Origin of the sequence: Paraburkholderia bannensis, from assembly GCF_014200455.1 — a bacterium.
GTDB lineage: Bacteria > Pseudomonadota > Gammaproteobacteria > Burkholderiales > Burkholderiaceae > Paraburkholderia > Paraburkholderia bannensis_A.
In genome coordinates this window covers 201,199-225,873 of the sequence record NZ_JACHBW010000007.1, presented here as the reverse complement: position 1 = coordinate 225,873, position 24,675 = coordinate 201,199, and the positions used below count along the sequence as shown (strand labels likewise).

Genomic DNA, 24,675 nt, shown 5'->3' with positions numbered 1-24,675 from the left:
AGCGCGCATGAACGTTTTCTTTGTCGTGCCGTAGCAAGCCGGGATCACGCAGAGTGCCAGCGCCGCGCCACAGCCGGCACTTCGGTAAAGCCTTTTTCGGCATCCATCGCCCGCTCCACGACGGCGAGGAATTCATGCTTGAAGCGCTCTTCACTGAAACGCATGGCATTGCGGCGGCATACTTCGGCTTTGAGCGGCGGTTGCCGTTCGAAGCGCTCCACCGCGTCGACGATCGATGCAACGCTCTGCTCGGCGAAGAAAAGCCCGGTGCCGCGTTCGGGATCCGGCGAATCCACCACGATCTCGCGCGAACCGCCACGGCCCAGCGCAATGACCGGCGTGCCGCAAGCCTGCGCCTCGACGACGGAAATGCCAAAGTCCTCTTCCGCTGCGACGACAAATGCGCGCGCTCGCTGCATGTAGTCCACCAGCACGTCATCGGGCTGATAGCCCAGTATGGTCACATTGGGCGTCGCACACGCCTTCACGCGCGCAAAGTCGACCCCATCGCCGATTACCACGAGACGCCGGGAAGGCATCGCGGCAAACGCTTCGACAATCAAAGGGATCCGCTTGTACGGCACCATGCGCGAGGCGATCAGATAGAAGTCCTGGTGCTGCTCGCACAATTCGAAGCGCTCGACGTTGACGGGCGGATAAATCACGGTCGCGTCACTGCCGTAAGCCTTGCGGATGCGTCGCCCGACAAACGCGGAATTGGCCACATACGCATCCACGCCGTGCGCCGTGCGCTGGTCCCAGATGCGCATGTAGTGAAGCAGCGCGCGCGCAATCCAGCTCTTCGCGCCGCGCTGCAATCCGGCTTCGCTCAGATACTGATGCTGTAAGTCCCACGCATAGCGAATCGGCGAATGGACGTAGCTCACATGCACCTGATGCGGTCCCGTCAAAACGCCCTTGGCCACGGCATGGCTAGAAGAGATCACAAGGTCGTAAGACGAGAGATCGAACTGCTCGATCGCCAGCGGCATCAAGGGCAGATAGCTTCGAAACGATTTGCGCGCGCGCGGCAGATGCTGAATGAACGAAGTCGTGGCATGTCTGCCGCCCAGCACACCGCGTTGCGACTCCGGAAAGAAGTCGACGACGCTGTAGAGATCGGCTTGAGGAAAGAGCTGGAGAATCTGCTCCACGACCTTTTCCGAACCCGCATAGGTCACGAGCCACTCGTGCACCAGCGCGACACGGCCGAAGCGCCGTGGATCGTTAGCGAGGTTCGACGCAAGCGTTACATTAGCCACGGCGATATCTCCTCGATCAATTTGACGGCAGTGGCGCGCCAGGTCAACTCTGCCGTGCGCGCTCGGCCGCGCTCGCGCAGACTGGCGCGCAACCCTGCATCGCCCGTAATCCGCTCAAGCAGTCGCGCGAGATCGGCGGGATCGTCAGGCGAGGTGTAGAGCACGGCATCGCCGCAGGCCTCCTGCACGGACGGCAACCGCGAAGCAATCACCGGACAGCCCAGCGCCAGCGCTTCAACCGGCGGCAGCCCATATCCTTCGTAGCGCGACGGATAGACGAAACACGCTGCACGCCGATACAGCGCCGCGAGTTCGCCATCGCTCACATAACCGAGATGCTTCACGAATCCGGGCAACGCATGCTGACCCGTTCCATACACCCGTGCGTCGCCGCCGCCCACCACCACAATGTCGAACTGGGCGTCGCGGATCAGGCGTGCAGCGTTGGCGACGAGCTGAAAATTCTTGTGACGATTGAGGCTGCCGACGGCCAGCACGAAGGGACGTGCGCGCAACGCAATGGTTGCGGGGCTGTCATCGGGTTGCACGCGTAACATGTGCTCGCCGCTCTCCGGCACGACGCCGATCTTGGCCGCCGGGATCCGATACGCGTCGCACAGCTCGCGCCGCGAGAATTCAGACACGGTAATGACGCGCTGGGATACGCGGCCAAGGCTCGGCGCCATCAGCCGGTACCAGGCGACAAAGGAGCGGCTGTAGCTGTCGGGCACGCGCGTCGGCGCGGCGTCGTGCAGCACCGTCACCTGACGGCGGTACAGCAATGGCCCGGAATTGCAGAGGTTGAGCAACAAGCGTCCGTGCGCGGCTCTGGGCAGCGCGATCTGCTCCCAGCGCACGCCGTGGCCTTTGCCGCTCGCGCGCAGCGTGATGTGCCGGAAGGGGTTCGCCATGCCGGCCAGCGCTTCTGGCACGACAATCTCGGCACGCAAACCGGCGCTAAGCGGATCGCCCAGGTCGATCATCTGATCAAGTGCGCGTACGGTCTCGAACGCGAAGCGGTCGACGCCTGTCGCGCGGCGGCCAAGAAAGCGGCCGTTGATCAGCAGGTTGGAAGCGGGTTTCATCGAGTTGGTCCTGGGAGTCGCTCATGACCGGCTTCGTTCGTGTGCGACGGGATCGCAACGCGGGGCGGGTTTCGACGAGCCACACAGTTCAATGCATATGGCTTCGAGTGTGATCGATCTTGAACTGAACGAATGTTCGCCGACGCTCATGCTTTGCGGGTTCGTGCACATTGCACTGTCGAGCAATACGACGAACGGCAACACCTGCCCACGCCACGCAACAGTCCTCTGCCGCGCCTGAAAAAGCACGGCCCGCCGCGGCGAACCGGGCGGGCCATGAGGGATTGCGCAAGCCTCGGGGGACGTGCGCCGAAGCTCAGTTCCCGGCGCCTCGCGCATCCTTGGCGAAGCCGTAGCTCGAATAGCCGTAGGCGGCATACTCGTTGCCGTAGCGGCCCGGACGCGAGGTCATGTCATTGAAGATGACGCCGCGAATCGGCACGCCAACCTGTTCGAAACGTCGCACCGACTCGCGCAGCTCGGCCACGCTCGTCGCACCTTGACGTGCGATCACGAACACCGTCCCCGCCAGTTTGCCGATAATTCCCGCGTCGGCGACCGGCAGCACCGGAGGCGCATCGATCAGCACGATGTCATAGGACGCGTCGGCCCAGTCCACGAAATCCTTGAACGAGCCATCGCGCAGCAATTCGCTGGCATTCGCGACATAGCCGCCCGTCGCGACGAAGTCGACGCCCGGCATGACGTCCCGATGCACCAGTTCCTCAAAGCCGCCCTGCCACTCGACGATATCGGTCACGCCCGGCCTGCTCGGCACCGACATGTGGTGATTCAGCGTGCCTCGGCGCAAGTCGGCATCGACCAGCAGCACGCGCTTTTGCGACGCGCCGAACACGGCCGCAAGATTGATCGACACGAAGGACTTGCCCACCATCGGCGTCGGGCCCGCCAGCAGCACGACACGATTGGCGGCGCTCTGCATCGAATGCTCGAGTGCGCTGCGGAAGCTGCGCAGGCTCTCGACAGCCGGATCGAACATGGCCGTATGAGCCAGCACCGTGTTCGCCCCCTCCTGTCCGTGCGGCAAGCGTCGCGTCATGCCGTACTGGATGCGGCTGCGCGGCACGGCGGCGTACACGGCCAGCCCGGTGCCCGCTTCGATTTCGTCGACCACCGAAACGCCGCGATTCAGCCGTTGACGCATCAGCACGATCGCCGCGCCAACGAAGAGTCCCGTGAACATCGCCGCCATCATGAGCACGGCGCGCTTGGGACGGATCGGGGCTTCGGCCGGCACTGCTTCGTCGATCATGCGCACGTTGGAAATACGGCCAGCCTTGAGCAGACGCAATTGCTCGCGGCTGTTCAGGAGGTTGGTATAGATGTTCGTATCGACCGTCACTTCCCGCTGCAGGCGCACGAGCTGCTGCTCCACAGGCGGCAGCGCACGTGTTTGCCCGACCAGCATTTGCAGCGACTTCGCCGCCTCGGCCAGTTGCCCGTCGACGGCGACGAGCGCCGGATTGTCGTCGGTGAAACGCGCCATCAACTGCGCACGCTGCTGGCGCAGATCGGCGATACGCTGCTGGGCCAGCGCCGAACTCTGCAGAAGCGCCGTCGCTTCGGCGCCCAGGTTCACGGCGCCGTGCGCGGAGCGAAACGCGTTGTACTCGTTCTCGGCTTTTTCGAGCTGCTCCTTGAGCACAGGCAATTGCTTGTCGAGGAAGGCAATCTGCTTTTCGGCTTCTTCCTGGGTGCGCTGGGCGTTCTGCCGGATGTACTCGTTGCCGATCGCATTGAGAATCGTGCTGGTGAGCACCGCATCTTCGCCGTCGAGCTGCACGCCGATGACGTCGGACTCCTTGCCCTTCTCCGAAATCGCCAGCGAGTTTTGCAGCGTCTGGATCGCACTCAGTTCGGACTGCCGCTTGAGATTGAAAACCGTGCCGGGCTGCGCGTCGATGCTCTGCACGACCAGATCGATCGCGCCGCCTACGACCTGCGCATGCAGCCCCCGTCCCACGATCCCTTCGAACTTGAGGCCGCCGTTCTCGATCGTATAGGCGCCGTTACCCACGTAGGTCAGGACAAACGGCCGGTTTTCGAGGCGAGCGGGAACGTCGAATTGCGTCACATCGATCGCTTCGTCACCCCAGGCGTAGCCGCCCCAGCCCGACCAGTTGCCCAGGTTCAGATGCCGGGCGACCCAGCGTCCGACGACCGGAAAATAGCGCGGCGTGACCTGAATGTATAGCTTCGTCGAGTTCACGGCAGACGACACGACCATGCGCGAGCGCAACACTTCCATTTCCGCCGACGCGCCCGTCTTGATCGCGAACTGCGAGGACAGATCGGCCAGCGCGGATTTCGCGGCGTTCGGGCTCTCTTCCACCTGAATGAGCATGTCCGACTCATAAACAGGCGTCGACAGCAGCGCATAGAGGCTGCCCGCGAGTGTGCAGATCACGGTGGCGATCAGGATCGTCTTGCGGCCCGCATACAGCGTGTCGAGCAGATTGCTCATATGTGCGCTGTCGGGCGGGAACGGCATGACCGTCTCGGCAGGTCCTTCCAGCAGGTAGTCGCGCGGCTTCATCTTGTCTTCTCCGTAGCGAACGCGCCGAGGGGCGCGATACGCGTTCATGCGGGCATCAGTAACCCACCGCGCGCGTCGCCGCTGCGGCCTGGGTCGTAGGCAGAATCAGGCTGATGACACGACTCCACTTCACGAGGGAAGACGTATCCACGAACACAACGTCGTTGGGCTTGAGTTCGAACGAGTCGGCCGTGGCCATCGAAGCGGCACTGCTGGCATCGAGATGAAACACGGTCGGCTGGGTCGTATCGCGGCCACGCACGACGTAGACCTGCGATGCGTCGCCCGACGACTGGTTGATGCCGCCCGCGTTGCCAAGGGCCTCATTGAGCGACATGCGCCCGTTGTTGAACGTCACGCCGCCGGGACGTTCGACTTCACCTACCACGAAAACCTTGCTGTCCGTCTGCGCGAAGATGCGCACCAGGTCGCCGTCACCCAGCACGATCCGGTCGGGATTGAAGCCCTTGCGTATCATCGCCGGCATGTCGACATCCACGGTGGTGTCGCCGCGCGTCACGGCAACATGCGAGCGATCGGCATTGCTGGTAAAGCCGCCTGCGCGGTTGATCGCCTCGGGCAAGGTCATCGGCCGGTCATTGAGCACCTGCACGCCGGGCGTCTTGACTTCGCCGTCGAGATAAACGCGCTTGCTGCGGTAGGTCTGGATACGCACCGTGATTTGCGGTTGCCGCACGTACTTCGCGAGCTTCTGCGCGAGAACTTCGCGCACGGTCATTTCCGACAGTCCAGCGACTTTCAGTGGGCCAATGTAGGCGTACTGAATGAACCCGTCCGTATCGACGGTGTAGCCCGGCGCAACCGAACTCGCGCCCGTGGGACCGTCACTACCGCCGGCGCCCGTTGGAAGGTTCAGCTCGGGATGATCCCAGACCACGATGCTCAGAATATCGCCTGGGCCGATTTCATACGGCGTCGCCTTGGCAAAGAGCTTTTGCACGTCCTGTGGAATGCCCTTGGGCCGCGCCGCGGCCTCCTTGTCCACCAGTTCGCGCGTGATTTCCACGAGCTTGCCTGAGGGCGCCCCTGCGAAGCCCTTGGCAACCACGCTGTCCGGCACGGCCGGGGCGCCCTCCGCGGCGTTGGCCGTACTGTTGACCGCGCTCGCACCCGACCCCGCACCGCTCTTTTGCGAGTCGTACGTCATACCTGGCGCCAGCGCGCAACCGCTTAACGCGGCAACGGCGAACCAGGCCGCAACAACGCCTGCGCGCCGCAACGTCCGCCCTACGGCGCCGTCCTTCGCAGGACGCCCGCATGCACCCTCGATCGCATTCATCGTGTTCAGTTCCATCGCAACCCCCAATCACGTTGCTCGCGTTCCAGGTCATGCCTTGTGGCCCGGATACCCGAAATGCCTGGCGAGATTGCCCGCCTTGCTGCTTGCCGCCGTCCTGCTCTGCCTTGCTCAGTACGCGCCTTTACCGCGAATCACCACGAGAACCGTCTTGAAGAGAATTCCGATGTCCTTGCTGAAGGTCCAATTCTCCACATACGAAACATCGAGCGAAACGCGCGTCGCGTAATCGATATCGTTGCGCCCGCTCACCTGCCATAAGCCCGTAATGCCCGGCGTCGCCATCAGATAGAACCTGCTTGCCTCGCCATAGCGCTCCAGTTCCTCGTCGATGATCGGGCGCGGGCCGACAAAACTCATCTCACCGCGCAGCACGTTCCAGATCTGCGGCAATTCGTCGAGGCTCGAGCGCCGCAGGAAGCGGCCGATCGTCGTCACGCGCACATCGTTTTTCAGCTTGAATTCACGCTCCCATTCGGCGCGCGCCAGTGGATCGCGCGCCAGCAAATCCTTGAGCACCTGTTCCGAATTCACCACCATCGAGCGGAACTTGAAACAGCGAAATTTCTTGCCATGACGTCCAACGCGCATGTGCCCGAAAAAGACCGGGCCGCCATCGCGCTTGACCATCACTGCGAGCGCGACAAACAACGGAAGAAACAGGACCAGCGCGGCAACCGCGGCGACGATGTCGAACATGCGCTTGAACATGTGGCCGATAACGGCCGGGCGGACCGCACTGCGCGATTCGACGTCGAACGTCTTACGACGCCACCATGCGTGCGTGAGGCGAAGCACGCTGAATTCAGAGAGGAACAACGTGTGCGACGCCATCAACGAAATGCCGGTGGTGAGCGTCCAGTAGAGGAACCAGGGCAACTGCAACAGGTGATCGCGATGAATGGCATAAAGCAGCACGAGACCGCAAAGCTGCACGGCAAGCCAGGCAAGCGCCGTGCGGCCCGCCACGCTGAATATGGAACGGCTTCCGCGTGAGCCATAGGTTCCGCACGCGGGAAATACCGACAACGCAAGCGCTGCGCAAAACGCCACCAGCGTGGGGTCCGGATGATGCGCCGCGCCGAACAGCGAAAAATTCAGGTTCAGGTGCACGGCGCAAATTGCGCCCAGAACGATCAGCACCACATCGACCGCGCGTTGCGTCAGCGGTGCGCGCGGTGCCTCCTGAAACCCTTGTGTTAGATCTGACATATCCCTGCCCCAAGTGCGTATCGTGTTCGTCAGACGTTTGTGGTCTGGCCAGATCGTTTGTCGCGAGCGGCGTCACGATTCATTGCCTCAAACGGACCACGCGTTCAATCGGGCCTCCCTGATGATCCACGACATCACATTAAGGTGCGAACAATCACGAAACCGTGCGCAATCCCACCAACGGTTTGCATTCGCTTTGCGGACCAGCCGCCGCAACACGAACGAGCCGCGAGGCTCAGCGCCTTCCCGCTCTTCTGTGTGCGCTCGCGCACACAGAACGTGCAACGAGCACGTTGCGAAACCCGCATTTGACAGCGAATTCACGATTGATAAGCAATCCGTATTATCAATAAAGCTTGTTGAGAATCGCACCATCTTCATCACAGACACACGAACCCGAGCGTGAATCCTCTGCGCAATGTCGATCTGTTCGGCTTCGCACAAACTAAACGCCGGGCTTGGGATCACAATGCTTCACGATTGCCGCTCGTGTAGCGGCAGAAACGTCGCAGCCCGCTCGATATTCATTGGCGACTGGCGCAACCGCTGCGAAACAAGCCCGATTCGCCGAGCTGGCAAGCCCAGCAAGCAAGGAACGCGCAATGCATCCCCCGGCCAGCCTTCCCCCCCAGTTCGCCCATCATGTCATCTCGGACGGTACGCGTTGCACCAGGCCGACGAAGCGATTCAGGCGTTCGAGCAGGCGCTGCGCCGAAATCCTCATTGCGGGCTGCCTTGCTTTCGCCTGTATATCGGCCGTTCACGCTCAGGCCGTGCGCGCGATGGCTGTCGACACCTTCATTCAAACGCTCGCCGTCGATACGCACGTCAATTACACCGACGGTGCTTACGCCAATGTGCATAACGTCGCCGACGACATGAACTGGCTTGGAATCCATCATGTCCGCGATTTCACGCCCGTCGCGGCGGTTCCGTTTTCGAGCTACGTCTATCTCGCTCAACGCGGCATCAAGTTCAACTTCCTCACTGGCGCGAATTTCGAGGAGTCGATCGCGAATGCCGTGAAATTGAATACGGCAGTGCCTGGCAGCATTGCGGCAATCGAAGGCTTTAATGAAATCGATAATTTTCCGGTCGCCTATAAAGGCCTCACGGGCGCGGCTGCCGGGCTCGCCGCGCAGCGGGAGCTCTACGCGCGTGTGCGCGCGACGCCTGAACTTGCAGGCGTGCCGGTTTATGACGTGACGGGCTACAACCCGAAGTCGGTCGAGACGCGCACGGACTCCGCCGACTACGCCAACGCACACTTCTATCCGCAGAACGGCGAACAACCCAGCTGGAACGCAAACGGCGACAAGTGGATGGCGGCGGCGCTCTATGTCGGCGAGAAATTCCAGTTGCCGCTCGTCATCACCGAATTCGGCTATTTCTCGATGCCGCAGTCGGGTTGGTACATGCTCGGCGTCGATGAACCGACGCAAGCCAAAGGCATTCTCAACGGCTATCTGGATGCGGCGGCCGCGGGCGTGAAGCGGCTCTACATCTACGAATTGCTCGATCAGAAACCCGATCCGCAAAACAAGAGCGCCGAAATGCACTATGGTCTGTTTCGCAACGACAACAGCCCCAAGCCGGCGGCGCAGGCGATCCGCAATCTCACGACGATGCTGAACGCGAGCGTGCCGCATCGCGCCAGTGCCGCTGCGAGCAATACGCTGACTTACTCGCTGCGGGACATGCCGGTATCAGCGAATAGTCTGCTGCTGCAAAAGAAGGACGGCCGCTTCGTGCTGGCGTTATGGAACGAAACGCTGATCTGGGACCGCGCGACGGGCAAGCCGCTCACCGCCGCCCCCGCGCGCGTCGAGATCGATTTCGGCACGCAGGCGCGTCGCGTCGACATATACGATCCACTCGTCTCGGCGTCTGCGCTGGCGAGCCACCTGGACACGCGGCAACTCGCAGTCGATATCCCCGACCACGTGATACTGCTCGAGATCACACCGGCAGATAAATCGGGCACCTGATGACGGCTGCCAGATCGTTGACTAACGCTTAAGCCAAGCCCGCGCCGCAAAAAACGGCCGATACACCCACGGACAAGCCGCATAGAGAAACATGCGCAACCGGAAACCCAGTTTGACGCCTTGTGTGCCAAACAATAGGCCAAGTTTTGCGCCCAGCCCCTTGCTCGCAAACACATCGCGCGCGTAATGCTCACGCGCGAGCTTGGGCACGAGCAACGCGCGCATTTCCTCGCCCACGCCCGCGATCTGCGCGTCGCGCTGGAACTGTTCCGATTCGGCCAGCCCAAACGCCGTCGTGAGCTTCACGCGCGCGATGTACTGCTCGACGCTGCGATAGCGCTTCTTGCCCGACAAACCGCCGCGCCGGTAGTGCACAAGCGGCTCGCGCAGACTATGCGCGCCACCGGTCATGACCGCGCGAAACGTCATGATCTGGTCTTCGGCCATCGCGCCGGGCAGCATCGGCCCGAAGCGCTCGAACAGGCGCCGCGACCACGCATGCGAAGCGCCCACCACCCACGGACGCTCGCGCGCCCAGTCGGCGAAACTGCGGTACTGGCCGAGATCGGTCGGCGCCATGCGGCCCGCGTCCGGCGAGGCGCTGCCGAGCTCCATCAGATCGGAGGCAATCAGGTCCACGCGCCGATCGAGCGCGTTCCAGCATTCGACGAGGCGTTCGCAGCGTTCGGGCACGGAGATATCGTCGCCCGCCGTCACCACCAGCAGTTCACCGTGGCTCATCGCCGCGAGCTGTGAAAGATGCGCGGTGATGCCGGCGTTGCGTTCGTTGCGGTTGAGAACGAGTCGATGCGGGCCGCGATAGTCGCGGGTGGCGGCTTCGATGGCGGCCCATGTGCCGTCGGGCGAACAATCGTCGGAGATCAGGATTTCGAGCGGCGAATACGTCTGTGCAAGCGCACCCGCGATGGCGTCGCCGATCACGTTCGCCTGGTTGTACGAGATCAGCAACATCGAGACAAGGGGCCGCGCGGCATCGTGCGCGGCCGGCGCTTTGTGCGCGGCCGGCTCAATGCGCGGCTCAATGCGCGGGTCTATGCGCGGGTCTATGCGCACGTCAACGCGCTGACCGGCGTGTTCGTTATCCTGATTCATCGGCTCTGAAATGCGCGCGCCATCAACGCTGCGGCGCATGGAACGTGTAAGTGGGCGTGGGCGCGGCCGCGCGAGCGGTCTCCAGTGACGCGCGCGACGGTGCGGGCGGCCATACTATCATGCGGGCCAGGCGCGTCGAAACCGGGTTCGGGACGCCGGCCTGTCTAAACATTTCCGGCGCGGCGAACGTGTGCGACGGGAAGGACGTCCAGCGCACCTCAAGCCCACCTCAAGCGCGCCCCGCCGCCTTTGTATAATCCCGCATTCCCCTTTTGCGCCCTGCGTTTACCTTTCATGCTTAGTTTCGCACTCGGCTTCATCGTCTCACTGCTGGTCACGCTGCTGATCGTGCGTTATGCGCATCTGCATGAAAGGTTTTCCGTCGATTCGGATCTCGCTGGCGTGCAGAAATTCCACGCACGCCCGGTGCCGCGTATCGGCGGTACCGGCATCCTGGCCGGCCTGATCGTCGCGGCCGCGCAGTTGCATGGCGCGTATCCGGCGGTTTCGGGCGGCATTCTCGGCATCGTTGCGTGCGGGTTGCCCGCGTTTGCGTCGGGTCTCACCGAGGATCTGACCAAGAAAGTCTCGCCGCTCGTGCGCCTGATCTGCACCATGGCCGCCGCCGCGCTCGCGTACTTTCTGCTTGGCATCGCGGTCACGCGCATCAGCGTGCCGCCGCTCGATTTCCTGCTGTCCTACGCGGCGATTTCCTGCGTCATCACAGTGCTCGCGGTCGCCGCGCTCGCCAACGCGATCAATATCATCGACGGCTTCAACGGCCTCGCTTCGATGGTCGCGTTCATGATGTTCGCCTCGCTCGCCTACGTAGCCTTCCAGGTGCACGATCCGGTGGTGCTGTCGGCGTCGTTCATCATGATGGGCGCGGTGCTGGGCTTTTTCATGTGGAATTTCCCGGCAGGCCTGATCTTCCTTGGCGACGGCGGCGCGTACTTCATCGGCTTCATGCTGGCCGAACTGTCGATCCTGCTGGTGATGCGCAATCGCGATGTCTCGGCGTGGTATCCGGTGCTGCTGTTCATGTACCCGATCTTCGAGACCTGTTTTTCGATCTACCGCAAGAAGTTCGTGCGCGGCATGTCGCCCGGCATTCCCGACGGTGTGCATCTGCACATGCTGGTCTACAAGCGGCTGATGCGCTGGGCCGTGGGTGCGCGCACCGCACGCGAGCTCACGCGCCGCAACTCGCTGACTTCGCCGTATCTCTGGCTGCTGTGCCTCGTCGCCGTGATTCCGGCCACGCTGTTCTGGCGCCACACGCTGCATCTGTTCTGCTTCGTGGTGGTGTTCGCGCTGACTTACGTGTGGCTCTACGTGAGCATCGTGCGCTTTCGCTCGCCCAAGTGGCTGGTGGTGCGCAAGCATCGGCGGACCTGAGACCGCATTGGCGCATGTGACCCCGGTTCACACTGACAAGCGCGTACAATCGGTGTCCGATGCCCGGCACTGCGCGCGGTGCCGGGCACGGGGACGCACGTGCGGCTGCGAATGTGCAGCGCCGTGTCGTTTGTTGTGTTCCTTGCTGGGGATTCCATTAAAAGGAGAGCCGACATGAGCCACATGAAGCGTTATCTTGCATTCGCCCTTGCCCTCTTCGCCGTCACGCTCGCCGCGTGCAACACCATTGCCGGCGCTGGCGAAGATATTTCGAAGGGCGGCAACGCCATCACCAATTCGGCAGAGAAGGCAAAGTAAGCACCAGGCTGCTCGCTTCGCCTGACGCCACCAGGGCCGCTCCCGCTCGATTTCCCACCGATGCGCGAGCGGCCCTTCTGCTTTGCCGCCGCTTGCGCCCTCTTTTTAGCCGCTGTGCCGGGAATACGCCTCGCGCATTCAGACGCCGTCATCCCGCGCGAAAGCGCTACCCTTGTTACTCGCGCCGCGCAGCGCGAGTCCACTCATCGCTTCGGCAGCGTGCTTCGTTGCGCTCATCTGGCGTTCGCGACGTTCAGCCGAAGCATTGGCACGGAGGCAAGCATGTCGAAGTCGATCTGGGTCGTTGTCGCCAATCGCGTCACCGCGCGCATTTTCGCCACGGAAAACCCGCTGGGCCCCATCGAGGAAATCGAGACGCTCCTTCATCCGGAAAGCCGCGTGCCTCAGCAGAGCCTCGTGAGCGACCGCTCGGGCCGCACCGAGCGCTCCACGGCGGGCCGCCAGTCCAGCGATCCCGATACCGCCCATCACGAACACGAGTCGACGCTGTTCGCCGCGCAGGTCGCCACCACCCTGGCGAAGGCGCGCAACGATGGCCGCTACGGCACCCTCGTGCTGGCCGCGCCTCCGGCGTTTCTTGGCGCGCTGCGCAAGGCGCTCGACCCGCAGACAAAAAACCTCGTCACGCTGGAACTCGACAAGGATCTCGCGCTGCTCGACGCCCGCACGCTGCGCACGCACTTTCCCGAGCGGCTGGTGCGCGCGCAGACCTGAGGCAGCGCGTCGGAGCGCGACGTCAGCCCGCCAGATGCGTGATGCAGTTGCGCACGAAGCCGATGGCGTGCTCGCCCGCGAGCATGCCCAGCAGGCCGACCAGCGCGATGGTGGGCGGCGCGGGTGATTTGACGTCGAGCACGCTGTAAAGCAGGCCCGCGAGCGTGCCCACGGCGAACGAAACCAGGTAAGCCTTCATGGCGAACTCCCGAGTCGGTGTGAATGCGAGCCGCGCTCAGGCGATGTCGATAACGACGCGTCCGCGCGTGCCTGCCGCCACCGCTGCGTAGGCATCCTGCGCATGTTCGAGCGCGAAGCGTTCGGCCACAACGGGTGGGGCGAACTTGCCCTCGTCAAAGGCATCGGCGAGCGCGCGCATGATCGGCGCGGCTTCGGCCACGCCCAGCTTCGCGCTGTCCGCGCCTAGCAGCTGCGTTTCGTTGTGATAGAAGTCGATCAGGTCGAACTCCACGCGGCGCTTGCCCGTGGCGCTGATCTCCACCACGCGCCCGCGCCGCTTGACGAGCGAGAGCGCCAGTTCGAACGCCACACCGCCCACGGCGTCGTAGACCACGTCCGCGCCGGCGCCGCCGGTGAGTTCGCGCACTTTGGCGGCAGTCCCGGCGTCCATCGGCACGAAGGCGTCGATCAACTTCGCGGCTGGCGATTCCGCATCCGGCGCCTCACGCCCCACGCCGATCACGCGCGCGCCGCGCGCCTTGGCGATCTGCGTAACCGCCCCGCCCACGCCGCCCGACACCCCAATCACGGCGATCGTTTCGCCCGCGCTCAATTGCGCGTAATCGACCGTGCCGAGCCACCCCACCACGAAATTCACGCCAATCGACGCGGCCTGCGCGTGCGAGAGCGCCTTGGGCTTGCGAGCCAGCGCGGCCACCGGAATCTCGATGAATTCGGCGTGGGTGCCGTCGCGCGTGAAGCCAATGTCGCCGCCGGTGCCCCAGACTTCGGCGCCGATCCACTCGTGCGGGCCTGACACCACCACGCCGCTGAAGTCGCGGCCCGGCACGCGCGGCAGAGTCGTGTGATCGAAATGGCCCGAGACGTTCTTGACGTCGCTCGGGTTCACCGAGGCGCTTTTCACCTGCACGAGCGCGTGGCCCGCGGCGGGCGTGGGCGTCGGCAGATCGACGAGTTCGAGGACGTCAGGCTTGCCGAAGGTCTTGAACTGGATGGCTTTCATGATGGGCTCCGTGAGATCGGTTGCGATGTCGGTTCAGTTGTCGCTTGAGTTGTCGGTTGCAATGTCGGTGACGACGTGAAGCCAGTCTAGATTGCCAGGACGCAGTCGAGTGGACAGATGCTTTCGAATTTCGGACAAAGCCAGGTGCAACGAAAACGGCCTGCGCGAAGGCAGGCCGTTTTGGGCAAATCGAAACGCGCGATCAGAGCGCGTCGAGCGGAATCTTCAGGTAGCGCACGCCATTGTCTTCCGGCTCGGGCAGGCGGCCCGCGCGGATATTCACCTGGATCGAGGGCAGGATCAGGTTCGGCATGGCGAGCGTGCGGTCGCGCGCGCGGCGCATCTGCACGAAGGCGTCCTCGCTCACGCTGTCGTTCAGATGGATGTTGCCCTCGCGCTGCGCGCTGACCGTGCTCTGGAAGCTCGGGCCGCGCGATTGCGGCGGATAGTCGTGGCACATGAAAAGCCGCGTTTCGCCGGGCAGATCGAGCAGTTTGCGCACCGAGCGATAGAGCATGTGTGCGTCGCCGCCGGGGAAATCGCAGCGCGCGGAGCCGACATCAGGCATGAACAGCGTGTCGCCCACGAACACCGCATCGCCGATCTGGTAGGCGAGATCCGCGGGCGTATGGCCGGGCACGTGCATCGCGCGCGCCGCGAGCGGGCCGATCTGGAAGGTCTCGCCATCGGTGAAGAGATGGTCGAACTCGCTGCCGTCGCCCGCCAGCGCGCCATCCAGATTGAAGACCTTGCCGAACACGCCCTGCACCGTGCGGATGTGCTCGCCCATCGCGATCGCGCCGCCCAGTTCGCGCTTGAGCAAGGGCGCGGCCGAAAGGTGATCGGCGTGAGCGTGGGTTTCCAGCAGCCATTGCACCGTGAGACCGTATTCGCGCACGAAGGCGATCACGCGCTGCGCCGATTCCGTGGACGTGCGGCCCGACTTCGGGTCGTAGTCCAGCACGGAATCGACGATGGCGCAGGCCGATCCGCGCCCCGAGTGCACCACATAGGTCACGGTGGACGTGACCGGGTCGAAGAACGGCTCGACCCGCGCGGCCGCGGTTTGCGCTGAAGAGGCTGACGCACTGTTGACGTGTTCGGACATCGATGACTCCATACGGCTTATATTCTGTTGAAGCACATATTATGAATCGATATAATGTTTGTCAACAAACTGTCAGCCGCTCCATGATGTCGCACATCGTTTCCCGCCTCGTTTCGGTGACCTGCCCATGAACTCACCTATCACGCCCGACGCACTCGCCGCCCTGCGCGAATCCGCCGAAAAGTGCTGCGCGCTGCTCAAGGCGCTCGCGCACGAAGACCGCCTGCTGCTGCTGTGCCAGCTCACCGAGGGCGAGCGCAATGTCGGCGAGCTCGAAGCGCTCGTCGGCGTGCATCAGCCGAGTCTGTCGCAGCACCTGGGCGTGCTGCGCGAGGAAGGCCTCGTCGAGACGCGTCGCGAAGGCAAGTACATCTACTACCGCCTCGCCAGCACCGAAGTCATCCAGGTGATGCAGACGCTCTCCAGCCTCTACTGCGGCCGCCTCAAGGTGCAGGCGGCCCCGGCAGTGCAGCCGTCGCGCCCTGCGTAAGTGCAAAAAGCCGCAAAAATTCGCACACCACCGCCAGATCATTCAGCCATACCAGGAGTTTTCGAGCCCATGCAAATCGTGCAACACGACGCGCGCTTCGCGAGCGCCGACCAGATCACGCCCGCCGATCTCGCCGCCATCGCGGACGCGGGCTTTCGTTCGATCATCTGCAACCGGCCCGATGGCGAAGGCGGCCCGTCGCAGCCCGCATCGGACGACATTCGCGCCGCCGCGGAGCAACTCGGTCTGACCTTCGCCTATCTGCCCGTCACGCCCGGCAAGATCGGCGCGGACGATGTCGCCCGCTTCGCGCAACGGCTCGCCGATCTGCCCTCGCCCGTGCTCGCCTACTGCCGCACCGGCAACCGTGCGACTAATCTTTGGCAGTTCGCGCAGGCAAGCGCCGTGGCCGCGCCCGTCGCCGCGTCGAGCCCTGGCACGGCCGATGAAGCGCAACCCTGGGACGTCGTGGTGATCGGCGGCGGTCTGGCGGGCATCAGCGTGACGTCGAGCCTGCTGCGCCGCCGGCGCGACCTGCGTATCGCCATCGTCGAACCCAGCGACACCCACGACTACCAGCCCGCCTGGACGCTGGTAGGCGGCGGCGCATTCGACGTCAAGAAGACGCGCCGTCCGATGGCCAGCGTCATGCCGCAAGGCGCGACGTGGATTCGCGCGGACGCCGCGCGCGTCGAGCCCGCGCAGAATCTGGTGCGCCTGACCAACGGCGAAACCGTCGCGTACAAGCAGCTGATCGTCGCGCCGGGTTTGCGGCTCGCGTGGGAACGCATCGCCGGGCTGCAGGAAACGCTGGGCAAGAACGGCGTGACCTCGAACTATCGCTACGACCTCGCGCCCTACACCTGGGAACTGGTGCAGAAGATGCAAAGCGGCACCGCGCTCTTCACGCAACCGGCCATGCCGATCAAATGCGCGGGCGCGCCGCAAAAGGCCATGTACCTGGCCTGCGATCACTGGATGAAGCGCGGCGTGCTGCCCAAGGTGAAGGTGGAATTCGATCTGGCGGGCGCGGTGCTGTTCGGCGTGCCCACTTTCGTGCCGCCGCTCATGGAGTACGTGAAGCGCTATAACGCGCAACTCGAATTCAGCTCGAACCTGGTGGCCATCGACGGCCCGGCGCGCAAGGCCACCTTCGAAGTGAAGGACGCCGACGGCAACGTCACGCGCATCGACAAGCGCTTCGACATGATCCACGTGGTGCCGCCGCAGGTCGCGCCCGACTTCATCCGCGAAAGCGATCTCGCCGATGCGGCGGGCTGGTGTGAAGTCGATCACGCCACGCTGCAGCATCCGCGCTGGCCCAACGTCTTCTCGCTCGGCGACGTGTGCTCCGCGCCCAATGCCAAGACCGGCGCGGCGGCGCGCAAGCAGGCCGTGATCGTCGCGGAAAACCTGCTGGCCGCGCGTGCGCATGTGGAAATGCGTTATCGCTACGACGGCTATGGCTCATGCCCGCTCACGGTCGAAAAGGGCAAGGTGGTGCTGGCCGAATTCGGCTACGGCGGCAAGCTGCTGCCGACCTTCCCGCTCGACCCGACGCGCCCGCGCCGCCTGATGTGGTTCCTCAAGGCGAGCGTGCTGCCGCGCTTCTACTGGAGCGGCATGCTCAAGGGCCGCGAGTGGTTCACGGGCGCAAGCGCCAGCGACGCCTGATGCCGCCGCTCGATCATCGGGAGACCCGCGTATGGATACCGCCCTGCTCGTGAGCGCCGTGCTCGGCTCGGTCGTCGGGCTCATTCTTGCGCTGACGGGCGCGGGCGGCGCGATCGTCGCGGTGCCGCTGCTGGTGTTCGGTCTGGGCCTGAGCGTGGCGCAGGCCGCGCCCATCGGCCTGTTCGCGGTGGCGCTCGCGGCGGGCATCGGCGCGCTGCTGGCGCTGCGCGAGGGCAAGGTGCGCTACAAGGCCGCCGCGCTGATGGCCTCGGCCGGCGCGGTGATCTCGCCCGCCGGGCTGTGGGTTGCGCACCGCGTGCCGGACGCGCCGCTGATGCTGCTGTTCGCGCTGGTGCTCGCCCGCGTGGCGTGGCGCATGTTTCGCCAGCCCGCCGCCGGCACAGCGCACGATCTGCAAGGCGGCGCCGATCCCTGCCCATCCGATCTGCCCTGCCGCCTCAACCTCGAACGCGGCAAGCTCGACTGGACCGCACCCTGCGCGCGGGCGCTCGCGTTGTCCGGGGCGACGGCGGGGTTTCTCTCGGGTTTGCTCGGCGTGGGCGGCGGTTTCGTGATCGTGCCGGCGCTCAAACGCGCCTCGGATATTCCGATGCAGGGCATCGTCGCCACTTCGCTGGCGGTGATCGCGCTCGTATCGGTTTCGGGTGTGGCGGCGGCGGCCGCCAGCGGCCATATGCTCTGGCTCAATGCGCTGCCGTTCGCGGCAGGCGCGCTTGCCGGCATGCTGGTGGGCCGCGGCTTCGCGCGCCATGTGAGCGGCGCGCGGCTGCAGCAGTCGTTTGCGGTCTTCGCGGGGTGCGTGGCCGTGGGCATGGCGGTGAAGGCCGTTCATGCGCTGATGTCCACCGGCGTCGTGTGAGGCTGGCTCAGCCCTCGAAATCCAGCCCGCCGATCAGAATCTCCGGCTCGCCCTGCGTGCGCGTGGCGAAGTCTACCGGACGCGCCGTTTCCCACGACGCCATCTTGCGTATCGTCGCTTCCAGGTAGTGGGCAAAGCGCGCCTCGCCGCCCGGCTCCATGAGGCGCTCGATCTCATCGACGTCCCAGGTCAGCGAGACGTTCAGCGCAAACGCGTACGGGTGCCGCGCCTGCGCGGGCTCGCCGCGCAGGCGCACGCGGGTGGGACGGCCATGTCCTTCGTTAGGCACCACATCGACCTGCACCGTCGGCCCAAAATGCTTCGCGAGCTTTGCCGCGATTCGCGGCGCGAACGCCTCCTCGAAACGGTAAACGGCTTCATTGCTCATGCGCGGGTTGCTCCGTTCCTTATGCTCTGCCGGCCCTGACTGCCTTGACGGGTTAGCGCCACATCGTCGCATAGGCCCGGCGCGTCGGCCAGCCCGCAATGCCTTTGTCGCTTCAGTTGACCATGCGCGCCGTGCGCGCGGCCCGCGCCGCCGCCAGCGTGCCGCGCAGCCCTTCGAGCGAATACAGCGCAAGCGCGACCCAGATCGCGCCATAGCCGATTGCGCTCACCGGTCCAAACGGCTCGCCATAGATCAGCACGCCGGTCAGCAGTTGCAGCGTGGGGGTGACGTACTGGATCAGCCCGAGCATCGATAGCGGAATGCGTCGCGCCGCCGCCGCGAACAGCAGAAGCGGCACGGCGGTGATCGGCCCGGCCGCGGCCAGCAGCAGTTGCACGCCCAGCGACGCATGCCCGAAGTGACTCGCCCCCGCGAGGCCAATGATCGTCAGATAAACGATCGCCACGGGAAACAGCAGCAAGGTTTCGAGCGTCAGCCCTTCGAGCGCGCCCAGCTTCGCGGTCTTGCGCAGCAGCCCATAACCGCCGAACGTGGCCGCCAGCGCGAGGCTGATCCACGGCGGCGTGCCGTTCTGCCAGGTGAGCCAGGCCACGCCCAGCGCCGCGATCGCCACCGCGCACCATTGCAGGGGTCGCAGCCGCTCACGCAGGAACGCGTAGCCGAACACCACGTTGATGAGCGGATTGATGAAGTAGCCGAGACTCGCCTCGACGATATGCCCGGCGTTCACGGCCCAGATATAGATGCCCCAGTTGGCCGATAGCAGCACGGCGCTGGCCGCGAAGCGCGCGAGCAACCGGCGATCGCGCAAGGCGGGGCGCAGCCAGCCCCAGTGATGCCGCACGATCAGCACGCCAAGGATGAACACGAGCGACCACGCCATGCGGTGCGCCAGCATTTCGAGCGCCGGAATCTGATGCAGCGTCTTGAAGTAGATCGGAAAGAGCCCCCACATCACAAAGGCGGACAGGGCGTAGGCGATGCCGGAATTCATAGGTGTTCTAGTTGAATGACGCGCAGATTGAGGCGGACTCGACGCCTGATGCGACGTCGGAATCGGCAGGGGCGAGCGTAAGCGTGCAATCGGCGCGGCATGAAATTTCAGGAAGATTGCATCGATGCCCTGCGCCGCATCGCCGCTTTTGCGACAATAGCGGATTTTCGCCGCCAGACTTTGCCGCTGTCCAGCTTGACGCACCGCCTGATCGCCTCGATACAGGCCCGCGCAGCGACACCGCGTCATCCGCGAGGCATGTAGCTAGACCCGCATTCTTTTCACGCGAGAGGCGCGCACTGCGCGCGTGTCCGCGCCGCCGCGATGTCCCTACCTCATATCGAACCGCTGTATTCGCTGTCCGGCCTCGCGGTCGGGTTCCTGGTCGGCCTGACTGGCGTGGGTGGCGGCTCGCTGATGACGCCGATCCTCATGCTGCTCTTCAACGTCCACCCCGCCACGGCCGTGGGCACCGACCTGCTCTACGCCGCCGCGACCAAATCGGCGGGCACGCTGGTGCACGGGCTCAAGGGTTCGGTGGACTGGCGCGTGACGTTGCGCCTGGCGGCCGGCAGCGTGCCCGCGGCCACGATCACGCTGATCCTGCTGCACCGCTACGGCATGGACACGCCCAAGGCCGGGCATCTGATCCAGGCCGTGCTGGGCGCGGCATTGCTGATCACCGCCATCGCGCTGCTGTTCCGGCCGCAACTGGCGGCCTTCTCGGCGCGCCATCGGCATGGGCCGAGCGAGGCGCGCACGCTGCTTTTCACGATACTGACGGGGGCGATTCTGGGCGCGCTGGTGTCGCTGACCTCGGTGGGCGCGGGCGCGATCGGCGTGACGGTGCTGCTGCTGCTCTATCCGGCGCTGCCGACGGTGCGTATCGTCGGCTCGGATGTGGCCCATGCGGTGCCGCTCACGCTGCTCGCGGGCGCGGGGCACTGGCTGCTGGGCTCGATCGACTGGTCGATGCTGCTGTCGCTGCTGTGCGGATCGCTGCCGGGCATCGTCGTCGGCAGCATGTTGTCTTCGCGCGCGCCTGAAAAACTGCTGCGCATGCTGCTCGCCGCCACGCTTACGCTGGTGGGCGTGCGGCTGGTGCTGGCCTGATGTGATCCGCGCCTGAGCGGGTCGGTTCGCGCTCAGGCGACACCCGCGGGTATTAGCTCAGATATTCCTCAGGCATTCCCCGCCGCCCGCGCGGCCGTTGCGCCGCGCGTCTCTTGCCGTCTTTGCCCGTTATGCCTCCACCCGACCGGTCGCCCGGCTCAGGCGTAAGGCGCGCGGCTGAAAAAACGTCCGTTCAGATCGGTTTCGAACTGGCGCAGCCACTGCCCGCGCGCGTCGATGCGATAGGCCTGCGCCCACGCGCCACGCCGCACGATCAGCAACTCGCCATGCTCGGGATCGTCGGGATCGGCCTCGCCGCTCACGTCGAAGTGGATCGGAGCAAAGCCGTGCCGCGCGCAAGCCAGCTCGAACGCCGCGCGATCGACGAGCGGCAAGTCGGTGTAGGTATGAATAGTCATGACGGTGTCCGGCAAGGTGCCACAAGAGACTCTTGGGGTCTGCATGATTCCAAGGTATACCCCCAAACACGCGAAAGCTGTGTGTCAGTCCACATTTAATCGCGTGCATCCGCCATTCCGCGTGCAGATAGTCCGAAAAAAACGGGCCCCGGCGCTTGCCGGGGCCCATTCATGCGGTGATCCGCGAGTTGAGGCCAGGTTTGAAGCCGGGTTAGAGCCGGCTTCAAACCCGGCTGCGCAACGAATTACTGCTGCTCCACCGTCAGCTTGTTCGAAACCGACTTCACGCCTGCCACGCCTTCTGCGATCTGGCCTGCCTGGTCGATCTGACCCTGCGTCGGGACCGAGCCCGTCAGGCTGACGGCGCCCGCTTTCGAGCGCACGGTGATGTTCGACACGTCGAGGCCCTGTGCCTTCGAAAGCGCCTTGCGCACGCTGTAGCCGAGCTTGCGGTCAACCTTCTTGGCCGACGGGGCCGGAGCCGCCGACATCGTTGCGGCCGCGCCGCTCGCCGAGTTGTCCTGTGCATACACGCTGCATGCGACCGTCACGCAGGCCACAGCGGCCAGAGTCTTCAGAATAGCGACCGATTTCATATTTTCTCCTTGTTACTATCGCGTTGTTGCTTCACACGTTGCTTCGCTCATGGCTCAAACCACGTGGCGAAAATGGACCGCCTCTAGCCGTGGCAGGACAAAGTGTTACGTCCGGCCCGGTCTGACGGCTTCGGTACGACACCCACGGGCAGACACGCACGCGTATGCGCGCGCATACGCGCGTCAAGACACGCGACGCCGCCATGGTCGGGACACGCTGGTGCGAGAGGCAAGGATCCGGCGGGACGAGGCGGCATGACTGCACTGCCTGCGCCGATTGCCATGAAGATGCTGTGGTGCTTCTGGAACGGTAACGGTCGATTCGTTCGACTCTGGTTGCCGCGGCGCGTGAGCACGGCGGCGACCCACAATTTAGCCTGGGCGGGGCGCGAGCGCAAAGGATTTAGCGGCCATGCGCGGCGTGCGCGCCACGCCCGGGCGCCTGGCGCTGCAGCCGCCATTCTCATGTAACATCGGCAGGCAGCGGGCGCACGGCAATCCGCCGCCGCACGACCCGAATCTCCCGAGGCCCACCACTCCCCGATGAAGTCCCCCTCCGGCCGCAAACCTCCCCCGCGTCTCGTCGCGCGCTTCGTGGCGATTTCGTGGCGCGACCTGGCTGTCTCGTTCGGCCCCATCCTGCTGGTGAGCGTGGCGGCCATCTGGCTCGCCGTGCGGCTGATCCAGCCCGCGCCGCCCAGCACGCTGACGATGAGCGCGGGCCCGAAGGGCAGCACGTTCTGGAACGCTGCGCAGAAGTACAAGACGATACTCGCTCGCAACAACATCACGCTCGACGTTGTGGAATCGGAAGGCTCGGCGCAGAATCTCGCGCGCCTGTCCGATCCGGCCGCGCATGTCGATGTGGCGTTCGTGCAGGACGGTCTGGCGAACAAGGTGCCCGAGGGGCTGGTGTCGCTCGGCAGCGTGGCGTATGTGCCGCTCGCGGTGTTCTATCACGGGCCGCCCGTCACGCGCCTGTCGCAGTTCGAGGGCGAGCGCCTCGCCATCGGCGCGGAAGGCAGCGGCACGCGCGAACTCGCGCTCACGCTGCTCAAGGCCAACGGCATCGAGCCGGGCGGCAAGACGCAACTGCTGCCGCTGTCCGGCGACGACGCGGCGCACGCACTGGTGGCGGGCAAGATCGACGTGGCGTTTCTCGCTGGCGATTCCGCGCAGCCGCCGGTCATGGGCCGCCTGATGCGCATGCCGGGCGTGCGCTTTTTCGACTTCGTCCAGGCCGACGCCTACGCACGCCGCTTCCCCTATCTGACCGCGATCACGATCCCGATGGGCGCGTTCGACTTTGGCCGCAACCTGCCCGCCGCGCCGCTGCACTTCATCGCGCCGACGGCCGAACTGGTCGCGCGCGACTCGCTGCATCCGGCGCTCTCCGACCTGCTCGTCGAAGCGGCCAGGGAGGTGCATGGCCGCTCGACGCTGCTGCAGCGCGCGGGCGAATTTCCCGCGCCGCGCGCGCAGGATTTCCCGATCAGCGACGACGCCGCACGCTACTACAAGTCGGGCAAGAGCTTCCTGTACCGCCTGCTGCCGTTCTGGCTCGCGAGTCTTGCCGACCGGCTGCTGGTGGTGCTCGTGCCGATCATCGTGGTGCTGATTCCGGGGCTGCGGCTCGTGCCTGGCCTCTACGCATGGCGGGTAAAATCGCGCATCTACCGCTGGTACGGCTCGCTGATCGCGCTGGAGCGCGCCGCGCAAGCCGACGTTTCACCCTCGGAACGGCGCTCGCTGATGCGTGAGCTCGACAAGATCGAAGAATCGGTCAACGGCATGAAAATGCCGCTCGCCTATGCGGGTCAGTTTTACGTACTGCGCGAACATATCGGTTTTGTGCGTGAGCGGCTGCTGGCGGTGCGCGAGAAGCTCGAAGCGACGCGCGACGAAGTCGATGGGAACGACGTGGCGCGCAGCAATGCCGAGGCCGCAACGCAGGAACCTCAGGAACTTCAAGAACCTCAGGAACCGCAGGCACTGAAGCCGCACACCGGCGCGCCAGATGCGGAAAGTCCCAGGTAAAAAAGCGGCAGGAAAGCAGCACAAAAGCACTGGATACGATCAATACTCGAACGACGGGCCGCCGTTGCGGTCCGCATGAAGCCCATCTCGGAGGAACAGCATGATCCGCGGCATCGACGCCAACCAGCCGGCCTGGTTCTACGACTTCGTGTCGCCGTTCTCGTATCTGCTGCTGGAGCAGTACGACAAGTGGCCGGGCTTCGACTTCGTGCCGACGCCGGTGTTGCTCAGCGACCTCTATCGCCATTGGGGCACGCCGTACGGCGGCGCGATTCCCGCCAAGCGCATCTTCACCTATCGACACGCGCTGTTTCGCGCCGAACAGCTCGGCATTCCGCTGAAGATGCCGCCCGCGCATCCGTTCGACTCGGTCAAGCCGATGCTGCTGGCGATCGCCGCTGGCGGCGAATTCGCGTGCGTGCGCGAGATCTTCCGTTTCATCTGGCGCGAAGGCCGCGACCCGTCGAGCGAGGAAGGTTTCGAGCAGTTGTGCGAGCGCGTGGGCATCGCGCACGGCGAAACGCTGATCGAAGAGGAAGCGGTGCGCGCGCAACTGCGCCGCTACACCAATGACGCGATCGCGATGGGCGTGTTCGGCGTGCCGACCTTCTGGATGAACAAGCAACTGTTCTGGGGCGAAGACGCGCTGCCGATGGTGCTGTACTGTGCACGCTCGCCCAACTGGCTCGACTCGCGCGAGGTCAAGCGCATCAGCACGCTGCCTTCGGGGCTGGCGAGCCCGGAAACGGCCTGAATCTGGGCTGA

Annotated in this window: 23 protein-coding genes; 10 read left to right on the top strand and 13 right to left on the bottom strand. The window is 64.6% G+C overall.

Going from position 1 to position 24,675, the window contains the following annotated elements:
- Window positions 1-44 precede the first annotated feature (44 nt).
- The 5 genes from F4827_RS13970 to F4827_RS13950 form a co-directional block, all read right to left on the bottom strand.
- Window positions 45-1,262: a glycosyltransferase family 4 protein gene (locus F4827_RS13970; RefSeq protein ID WP_183724532.1), complete on the bottom strand. Its 1,218-nt coding sequence runs from the start codon at window positions 1,260-1,262 to the stop codon at window positions 45-47.
- Window positions 1,250-2,347, bottom strand: a complete 1,098-nt coding sequence (locus F4827_RS13965) for a glycosyltransferase family 1 protein (protein WP_183724531.1) — start codon at window positions 2,345-2,347, stop codon at window positions 1,250-1,252. The genes F4827_RS13970 and F4827_RS13965 overlap by 13 nt, the downstream gene beginning before the upstream one ends.
- A gap of 316 nt (window positions 2,348-2,663) precedes the next feature.
- Window positions 2,664-4,904 carry a GNVR domain-containing protein gene (locus tag F4827_RS13960; RefSeq protein WP_183724530.1) on the bottom strand — a complete coding sequence of 747 codons (2,241 nt, stop codon included), beginning with the start codon at window positions 4,902-4,904 and terminating at the stop codon, window positions 2,664-2,666.
- Between the two features lie 55 nt (window positions 4,905-4,959).
- Complete coding sequence (locus tag F4827_RS13955; RefSeq protein WP_260175190.1) at window positions 4,960-6,072, bottom strand: polysaccharide biosynthesis/export family protein; 1,113 nt, start codon at window positions 6,070-6,072, stop codon at window positions 4,960-4,962.
- Between the two features lie 261 nt (window positions 6,073-6,333).
- Window positions 6,334-7,434, bottom strand: a complete 1,101-nt coding sequence (locus F4827_RS13950) for a sugar transferase (RefSeq protein WP_183724528.1) — start codon at window positions 7,432-7,434, stop codon at window positions 6,334-6,336.
- Between the two features lie 782 nt (window positions 7,435-8,216).
- Here F4827_RS13950 and F4827_RS13945 point away from each other — a divergent pair.
- On the top strand, window positions 8,217-9,422 hold the full coding sequence (locus F4827_RS13945; protein ID WP_183724527.1) for a calcium-binding protein: 1,206 nt from the start codon (window positions 8,217-8,219) through the stop codon (window positions 9,420-9,422).
- Window positions 9,423-9,443: 21 nt separating this feature from the next.
- Here the strand turns inward: F4827_RS13945 and F4827_RS13940 are convergent, their stop codons facing one another.
- The gene (locus F4827_RS13940; protein ID WP_260175208.1) at window positions 9,444-10,394 is read right to left on the bottom strand and encodes a glycosyltransferase family 2 protein; all 951 of its coding nucleotides are present in this window, start codon (window positions 10,392-10,394) and stop codon (window positions 9,444-9,446) included.
- A 435-nt stretch (window positions 10,395-10,829) separates the two neighbouring features.
- On the opposite strand from F4827_RS13940, the gene F4827_RS13935 reads away from it, so the two are divergent.
- The 3 genes from F4827_RS13935 (at window position 10,830) to F4827_RS13925 (ending at window position 12,986) form a co-directional block, all read left to right on the top strand.
- Complete coding sequence (locus tag F4827_RS13935) at window positions 10,830-11,933, top strand: glycosyltransferase (RefSeq protein ID WP_183724525.1); 1,104 nt, start codon at window positions 10,830-10,832, stop codon at window positions 11,931-11,933.
- A gap of 183 nt (window positions 11,934-12,116) precedes the next feature.
- Window positions 12,117-12,251, top strand: coding sequence for an entericidin A/B family lipoprotein (locus F4827_RS13930; RefSeq protein WP_183724611.1), 135 nt, complete (start codon window positions 12,117-12,119; stop codon window positions 12,249-12,251).
- A gap of 282 nt (window positions 12,252-12,533) precedes the next feature.
- The gene (locus tag F4827_RS13925) at window positions 12,534-12,986 is read left to right on the top strand and encodes a host attachment protein (RefSeq protein WP_183724524.1); all 453 of its coding nucleotides are present in this window, start codon (window positions 12,534-12,536) and stop codon (window positions 12,984-12,986) included.
- 22 nt (window positions 12,987-13,008) lie between these two features.
- Here the strand turns inward: F4827_RS13925 and F4827_RS13920 are convergent, their stop codons facing one another.
- The 3 genes from F4827_RS13920 to F4827_RS13910 form a co-directional block, all read right to left on the bottom strand.
- Entirely contained in the window at window positions 13,009-13,185 is a 177-nt protein-coding gene (locus F4827_RS13920) for a DUF1427 family protein (RefSeq protein WP_183724523.1), read from the bottom strand.
- A gap of 36 nt (window positions 13,186-13,221) precedes the next feature.
- Window positions 13,222-14,190 (bottom strand): zinc-binding alcohol dehydrogenase family protein, encoded by a 969-nt coding sequence (locus F4827_RS13915; protein ID WP_183724522.1) that lies wholly within the window; start codon window positions 14,188-14,190, stop codon window positions 13,222-13,224.
- 202 nt (window positions 14,191-14,392) lie between these two features.
- Complete coding sequence (locus tag F4827_RS13910) at window positions 14,393-15,298, bottom strand: MBL fold metallo-hydrolase (RefSeq protein WP_183724521.1); 906 nt, start codon at window positions 15,296-15,298, stop codon at window positions 14,393-14,395.
- A 127-nt stretch (window positions 15,299-15,425) separates the two neighbouring features.
- Here F4827_RS13910 and F4827_RS13905 point away from each other — a divergent pair, with 127 nt between their 5' ends.
- From F4827_RS13905 to F4827_RS13895, 3 genes are all read left to right on the top strand, one after another.
- Window positions 15,426-15,788: a metalloregulator ArsR/SmtB family transcription factor gene (locus F4827_RS13905; protein WP_183724520.1), complete on the top strand. Its 363-nt coding sequence runs from the start codon at window positions 15,426-15,428 to the stop codon at window positions 15,786-15,788.
- 69 nt (window positions 15,789-15,857) lie between these two features.
- The gene (locus F4827_RS13900; protein ID WP_183724519.1) at window positions 15,858-17,462 is read left to right on the top strand and encodes a bifunctional protein tyrosine phosphatase family protein/NAD(P)/FAD-dependent oxidoreductase; all 1,605 of its coding nucleotides are present in this window, start codon (window positions 15,858-15,860) and stop codon (window positions 17,460-17,462) included.
- 31 nt (window positions 17,463-17,493) lie between these two features.
- Window positions 17,494-18,342, top strand: a complete 849-nt coding sequence (locus F4827_RS13895) for a sulfite exporter TauE/SafE family protein (RefSeq protein WP_183724518.1) — start codon at window positions 17,494-17,496, stop codon at window positions 18,340-18,342.
- Window positions 18,343-18,349: 7 nt separating this feature from the next.
- On the opposite strand, the gene F4827_RS13890 is transcribed toward F4827_RS13895, so the two are convergent.
- Both F4827_RS13890 and rarD read right to left on the bottom strand, forming a co-directional pair.
- Window positions 18,350-18,730, bottom strand: coding sequence for a DUF5594 family protein (locus F4827_RS13890; protein ID WP_183724517.1), 381 nt, complete (start codon window positions 18,728-18,730; stop codon window positions 18,350-18,352).
- A 112-nt stretch (window positions 18,731-18,842) separates the two neighbouring features.
- Window positions 18,843-19,745 carry an EamA family transporter RarD gene (rarD, locus tag F4827_RS13885; protein ID WP_183724516.1) on the bottom strand — a complete coding sequence of 301 codons (903 nt, stop codon included), beginning with the start codon at window positions 19,743-19,745 and terminating at the stop codon, window positions 18,843-18,845.
- Window positions 19,746-20,069: 324 nt separating this feature from the next.
- On the opposite strand from rarD, the gene F4827_RS13880 reads away from it, so the two are divergent.
- Window positions 20,070-20,858 carry a sulfite exporter TauE/SafE family protein gene (locus F4827_RS13880; protein ID WP_183724515.1) on the top strand — a complete coding sequence of 263 codons (789 nt, stop codon included), beginning with the start codon at window positions 20,070-20,072 and terminating at the stop codon, window positions 20,856-20,858.
- 158 nt (window positions 20,859-21,016) lie between these two features.
- Here the strand turns inward: F4827_RS13880 and F4827_RS13875 are convergent, their stop codons facing one another.
- Both F4827_RS13875 and F4827_RS13870 read right to left on the bottom strand, forming a co-directional pair.
- On the bottom strand, window positions 21,017-21,277 hold the full coding sequence (locus tag F4827_RS13875; protein WP_167060773.1) for a hypothetical protein: 261 nt from the start codon (window positions 21,275-21,277) through the stop codon (window positions 21,017-21,019).
- A 245-nt stretch (window positions 21,278-21,522) separates the two neighbouring features.
- Complete coding sequence (locus tag F4827_RS13870) at window positions 21,523-21,873, bottom strand: BON domain-containing protein (RefSeq protein WP_183724514.1); 351 nt, start codon at window positions 21,871-21,873, stop codon at window positions 21,523-21,525.
- A gap of 543 nt (window positions 21,874-22,416) precedes the next feature.
- On the opposite strand from F4827_RS13870, the gene F4827_RS13865 reads away from it, so the two are divergent.
- Window positions 22,417-23,910 carry a TAXI family TRAP transporter solute-binding subunit gene (locus F4827_RS13865; protein ID WP_183724513.1) on the top strand — a complete coding sequence of 498 codons (1,494 nt, stop codon included), beginning with the start codon at window positions 22,417-22,419 and terminating at the stop codon, window positions 23,908-23,910.
- A gap of 100 nt (window positions 23,911-24,010) precedes the next feature.
- Window positions 24,011-24,664: a 2-hydroxychromene-2-carboxylate isomerase gene (locus F4827_RS13860; protein ID WP_183724512.1), complete on the top strand. Its 654-nt coding sequence runs from the start codon at window positions 24,011-24,013 to the stop codon at window positions 24,662-24,664.
- Window positions 24,665-24,675: the final 11 nt, after the last annotated feature.

Bases quoted from the DNA above. Each gene is read 5' to 3' on its own strand.
- F4827_RS13905 (WP_183724520.1), top strand. From the start codon at position 15,426: ATGAACTCACCTATCACGCCCGACGCACTCGCCGCCCTGCGCGAATCC.
- rarD (WP_183724516.1), bottom strand. From the start codon at position 19,745: ATGAATTCCGGCATCGCCTACGCCCTGTCCGCCTTTGTGATGTGGGGG.
- F4827_RS13870 (WP_183724514.1), bottom strand. From the start codon at position 21,873: ATGAAATCGGTCGCTATTCTGAAGACTCTGGCCGCTGTGGCCTGCGTG.
- F4827_RS13875 (WP_167060773.1), bottom strand. From the start codon at position 21,277: ATGACTATTCATACCTACACCGACTTGCCGCTCGTCGATCGCGCGGCG.
- F4827_RS13950 (WP_183724528.1), bottom strand. From the start codon at position 7,434: ATGTCAGATCTAACACAAGGGTTTCAGGAGGCACCGCGCGCACCGCTG.
- F4827_RS13955 (WP_260175190.1), bottom strand. From the start codon at position 6,072: ATGACGTACGACTCGCAAAAGAGCGGTGCGGGGTCGGGTGCGAGCGCG.
- F4827_RS13960 (WP_183724530.1), bottom strand. From the start codon at position 4,904: ATGAAGCCGCGCGACTACCTGCTGGAAGGACCTGCCGAGACGGTCATG.
- F4827_RS13920 (WP_183724523.1), bottom strand. From the start codon at position 13,185: ATGAAGGCTTACCTGGTTTCGTTCGCCGTGGGCACGCTCGCGGGCCTG.
- F4827_RS13930 (WP_183724611.1), top strand. From the start codon at position 12,117: ATGAAGCGTTATCTTGCATTCGCCCTTGCCCTCTTCGCCGTCACGCTC.
- F4827_RS13890 (WP_183724517.1), bottom strand. From the start codon at position 18,730: ATGAGCAATGAAGCCGTTTACCGTTTCGAGGAGGCGTTCGCGCCGCGA.
- F4827_RS13935 (WP_183724525.1), top strand. From the start codon at position 10,830: ATGCTTAGTTTCGCACTCGGCTTCATCGTCTCACTGCTGGTCACGCTG.
- F4827_RS13925 (WP_183724524.1), top strand. From the start codon at position 12,534: ATGTCGAAGTCGATCTGGGTCGTTGTCGCCAATCGCGTCACCGCGCGC.
- F4827_RS13945 (WP_183724527.1), top strand. From the start codon at position 8,217: ATGGCTGTCGACACCTTCATTCAAACGCTCGCCGTCGATACGCACGTC.
- F4827_RS13900 (WP_183724519.1), top strand. From the start codon at position 15,858: ATGCAAATCGTGCAACACGACGCGCGCTTCGCGAGCGCCGACCAGATC.
- F4827_RS13910 (WP_183724521.1), bottom strand. From the start codon at position 15,298: ATGTCCGAACACGTCAACAGTGCGTCAGCCTCTTCAGCGCAAACCGCG.
- F4827_RS13915 (WP_183724522.1), bottom strand. From the start codon at position 14,190: ATGAAAGCCATCCAGTTCAAGACCTTCGGCAAGCCTGACGTCCTCGAA.
- F4827_RS13965 (WP_183724531.1), bottom strand. From the start codon at position 2,347: ATGAAACCCGCTTCCAACCTGCTGATCAACGGCCGCTTTCTTGGCCGC.
- F4827_RS13860 (WP_183724512.1), top strand. From the start codon at position 24,011: ATGATCCGCGGCATCGACGCCAACCAGCCGGCCTGGTTCTACGACTTC.
- F4827_RS13940 (WP_260175208.1), bottom strand. From the start codon at position 10,394: ATGTTGCTGATCTCGTACAACCAGGCGAACGTGATCGGCGACGCCATC.
- F4827_RS13880 (WP_183724515.1), top strand. From the start codon at position 20,070: ATGTCCCTACCTCATATCGAACCGCTGTATTCGCTGTCCGGCCTCGCG.
- F4827_RS13865 (WP_183724513.1), top strand. From the start codon at position 22,417: ATGAAGTCCCCCTCCGGCCGCAAACCTCCCCCGCGTCTCGTCGCGCGC.
- F4827_RS13895 (WP_183724518.1), top strand. From the start codon at position 17,494: ATGGATACCGCCCTGCTCGTGAGCGCCGTGCTCGGCTCGGTCGTCGGG.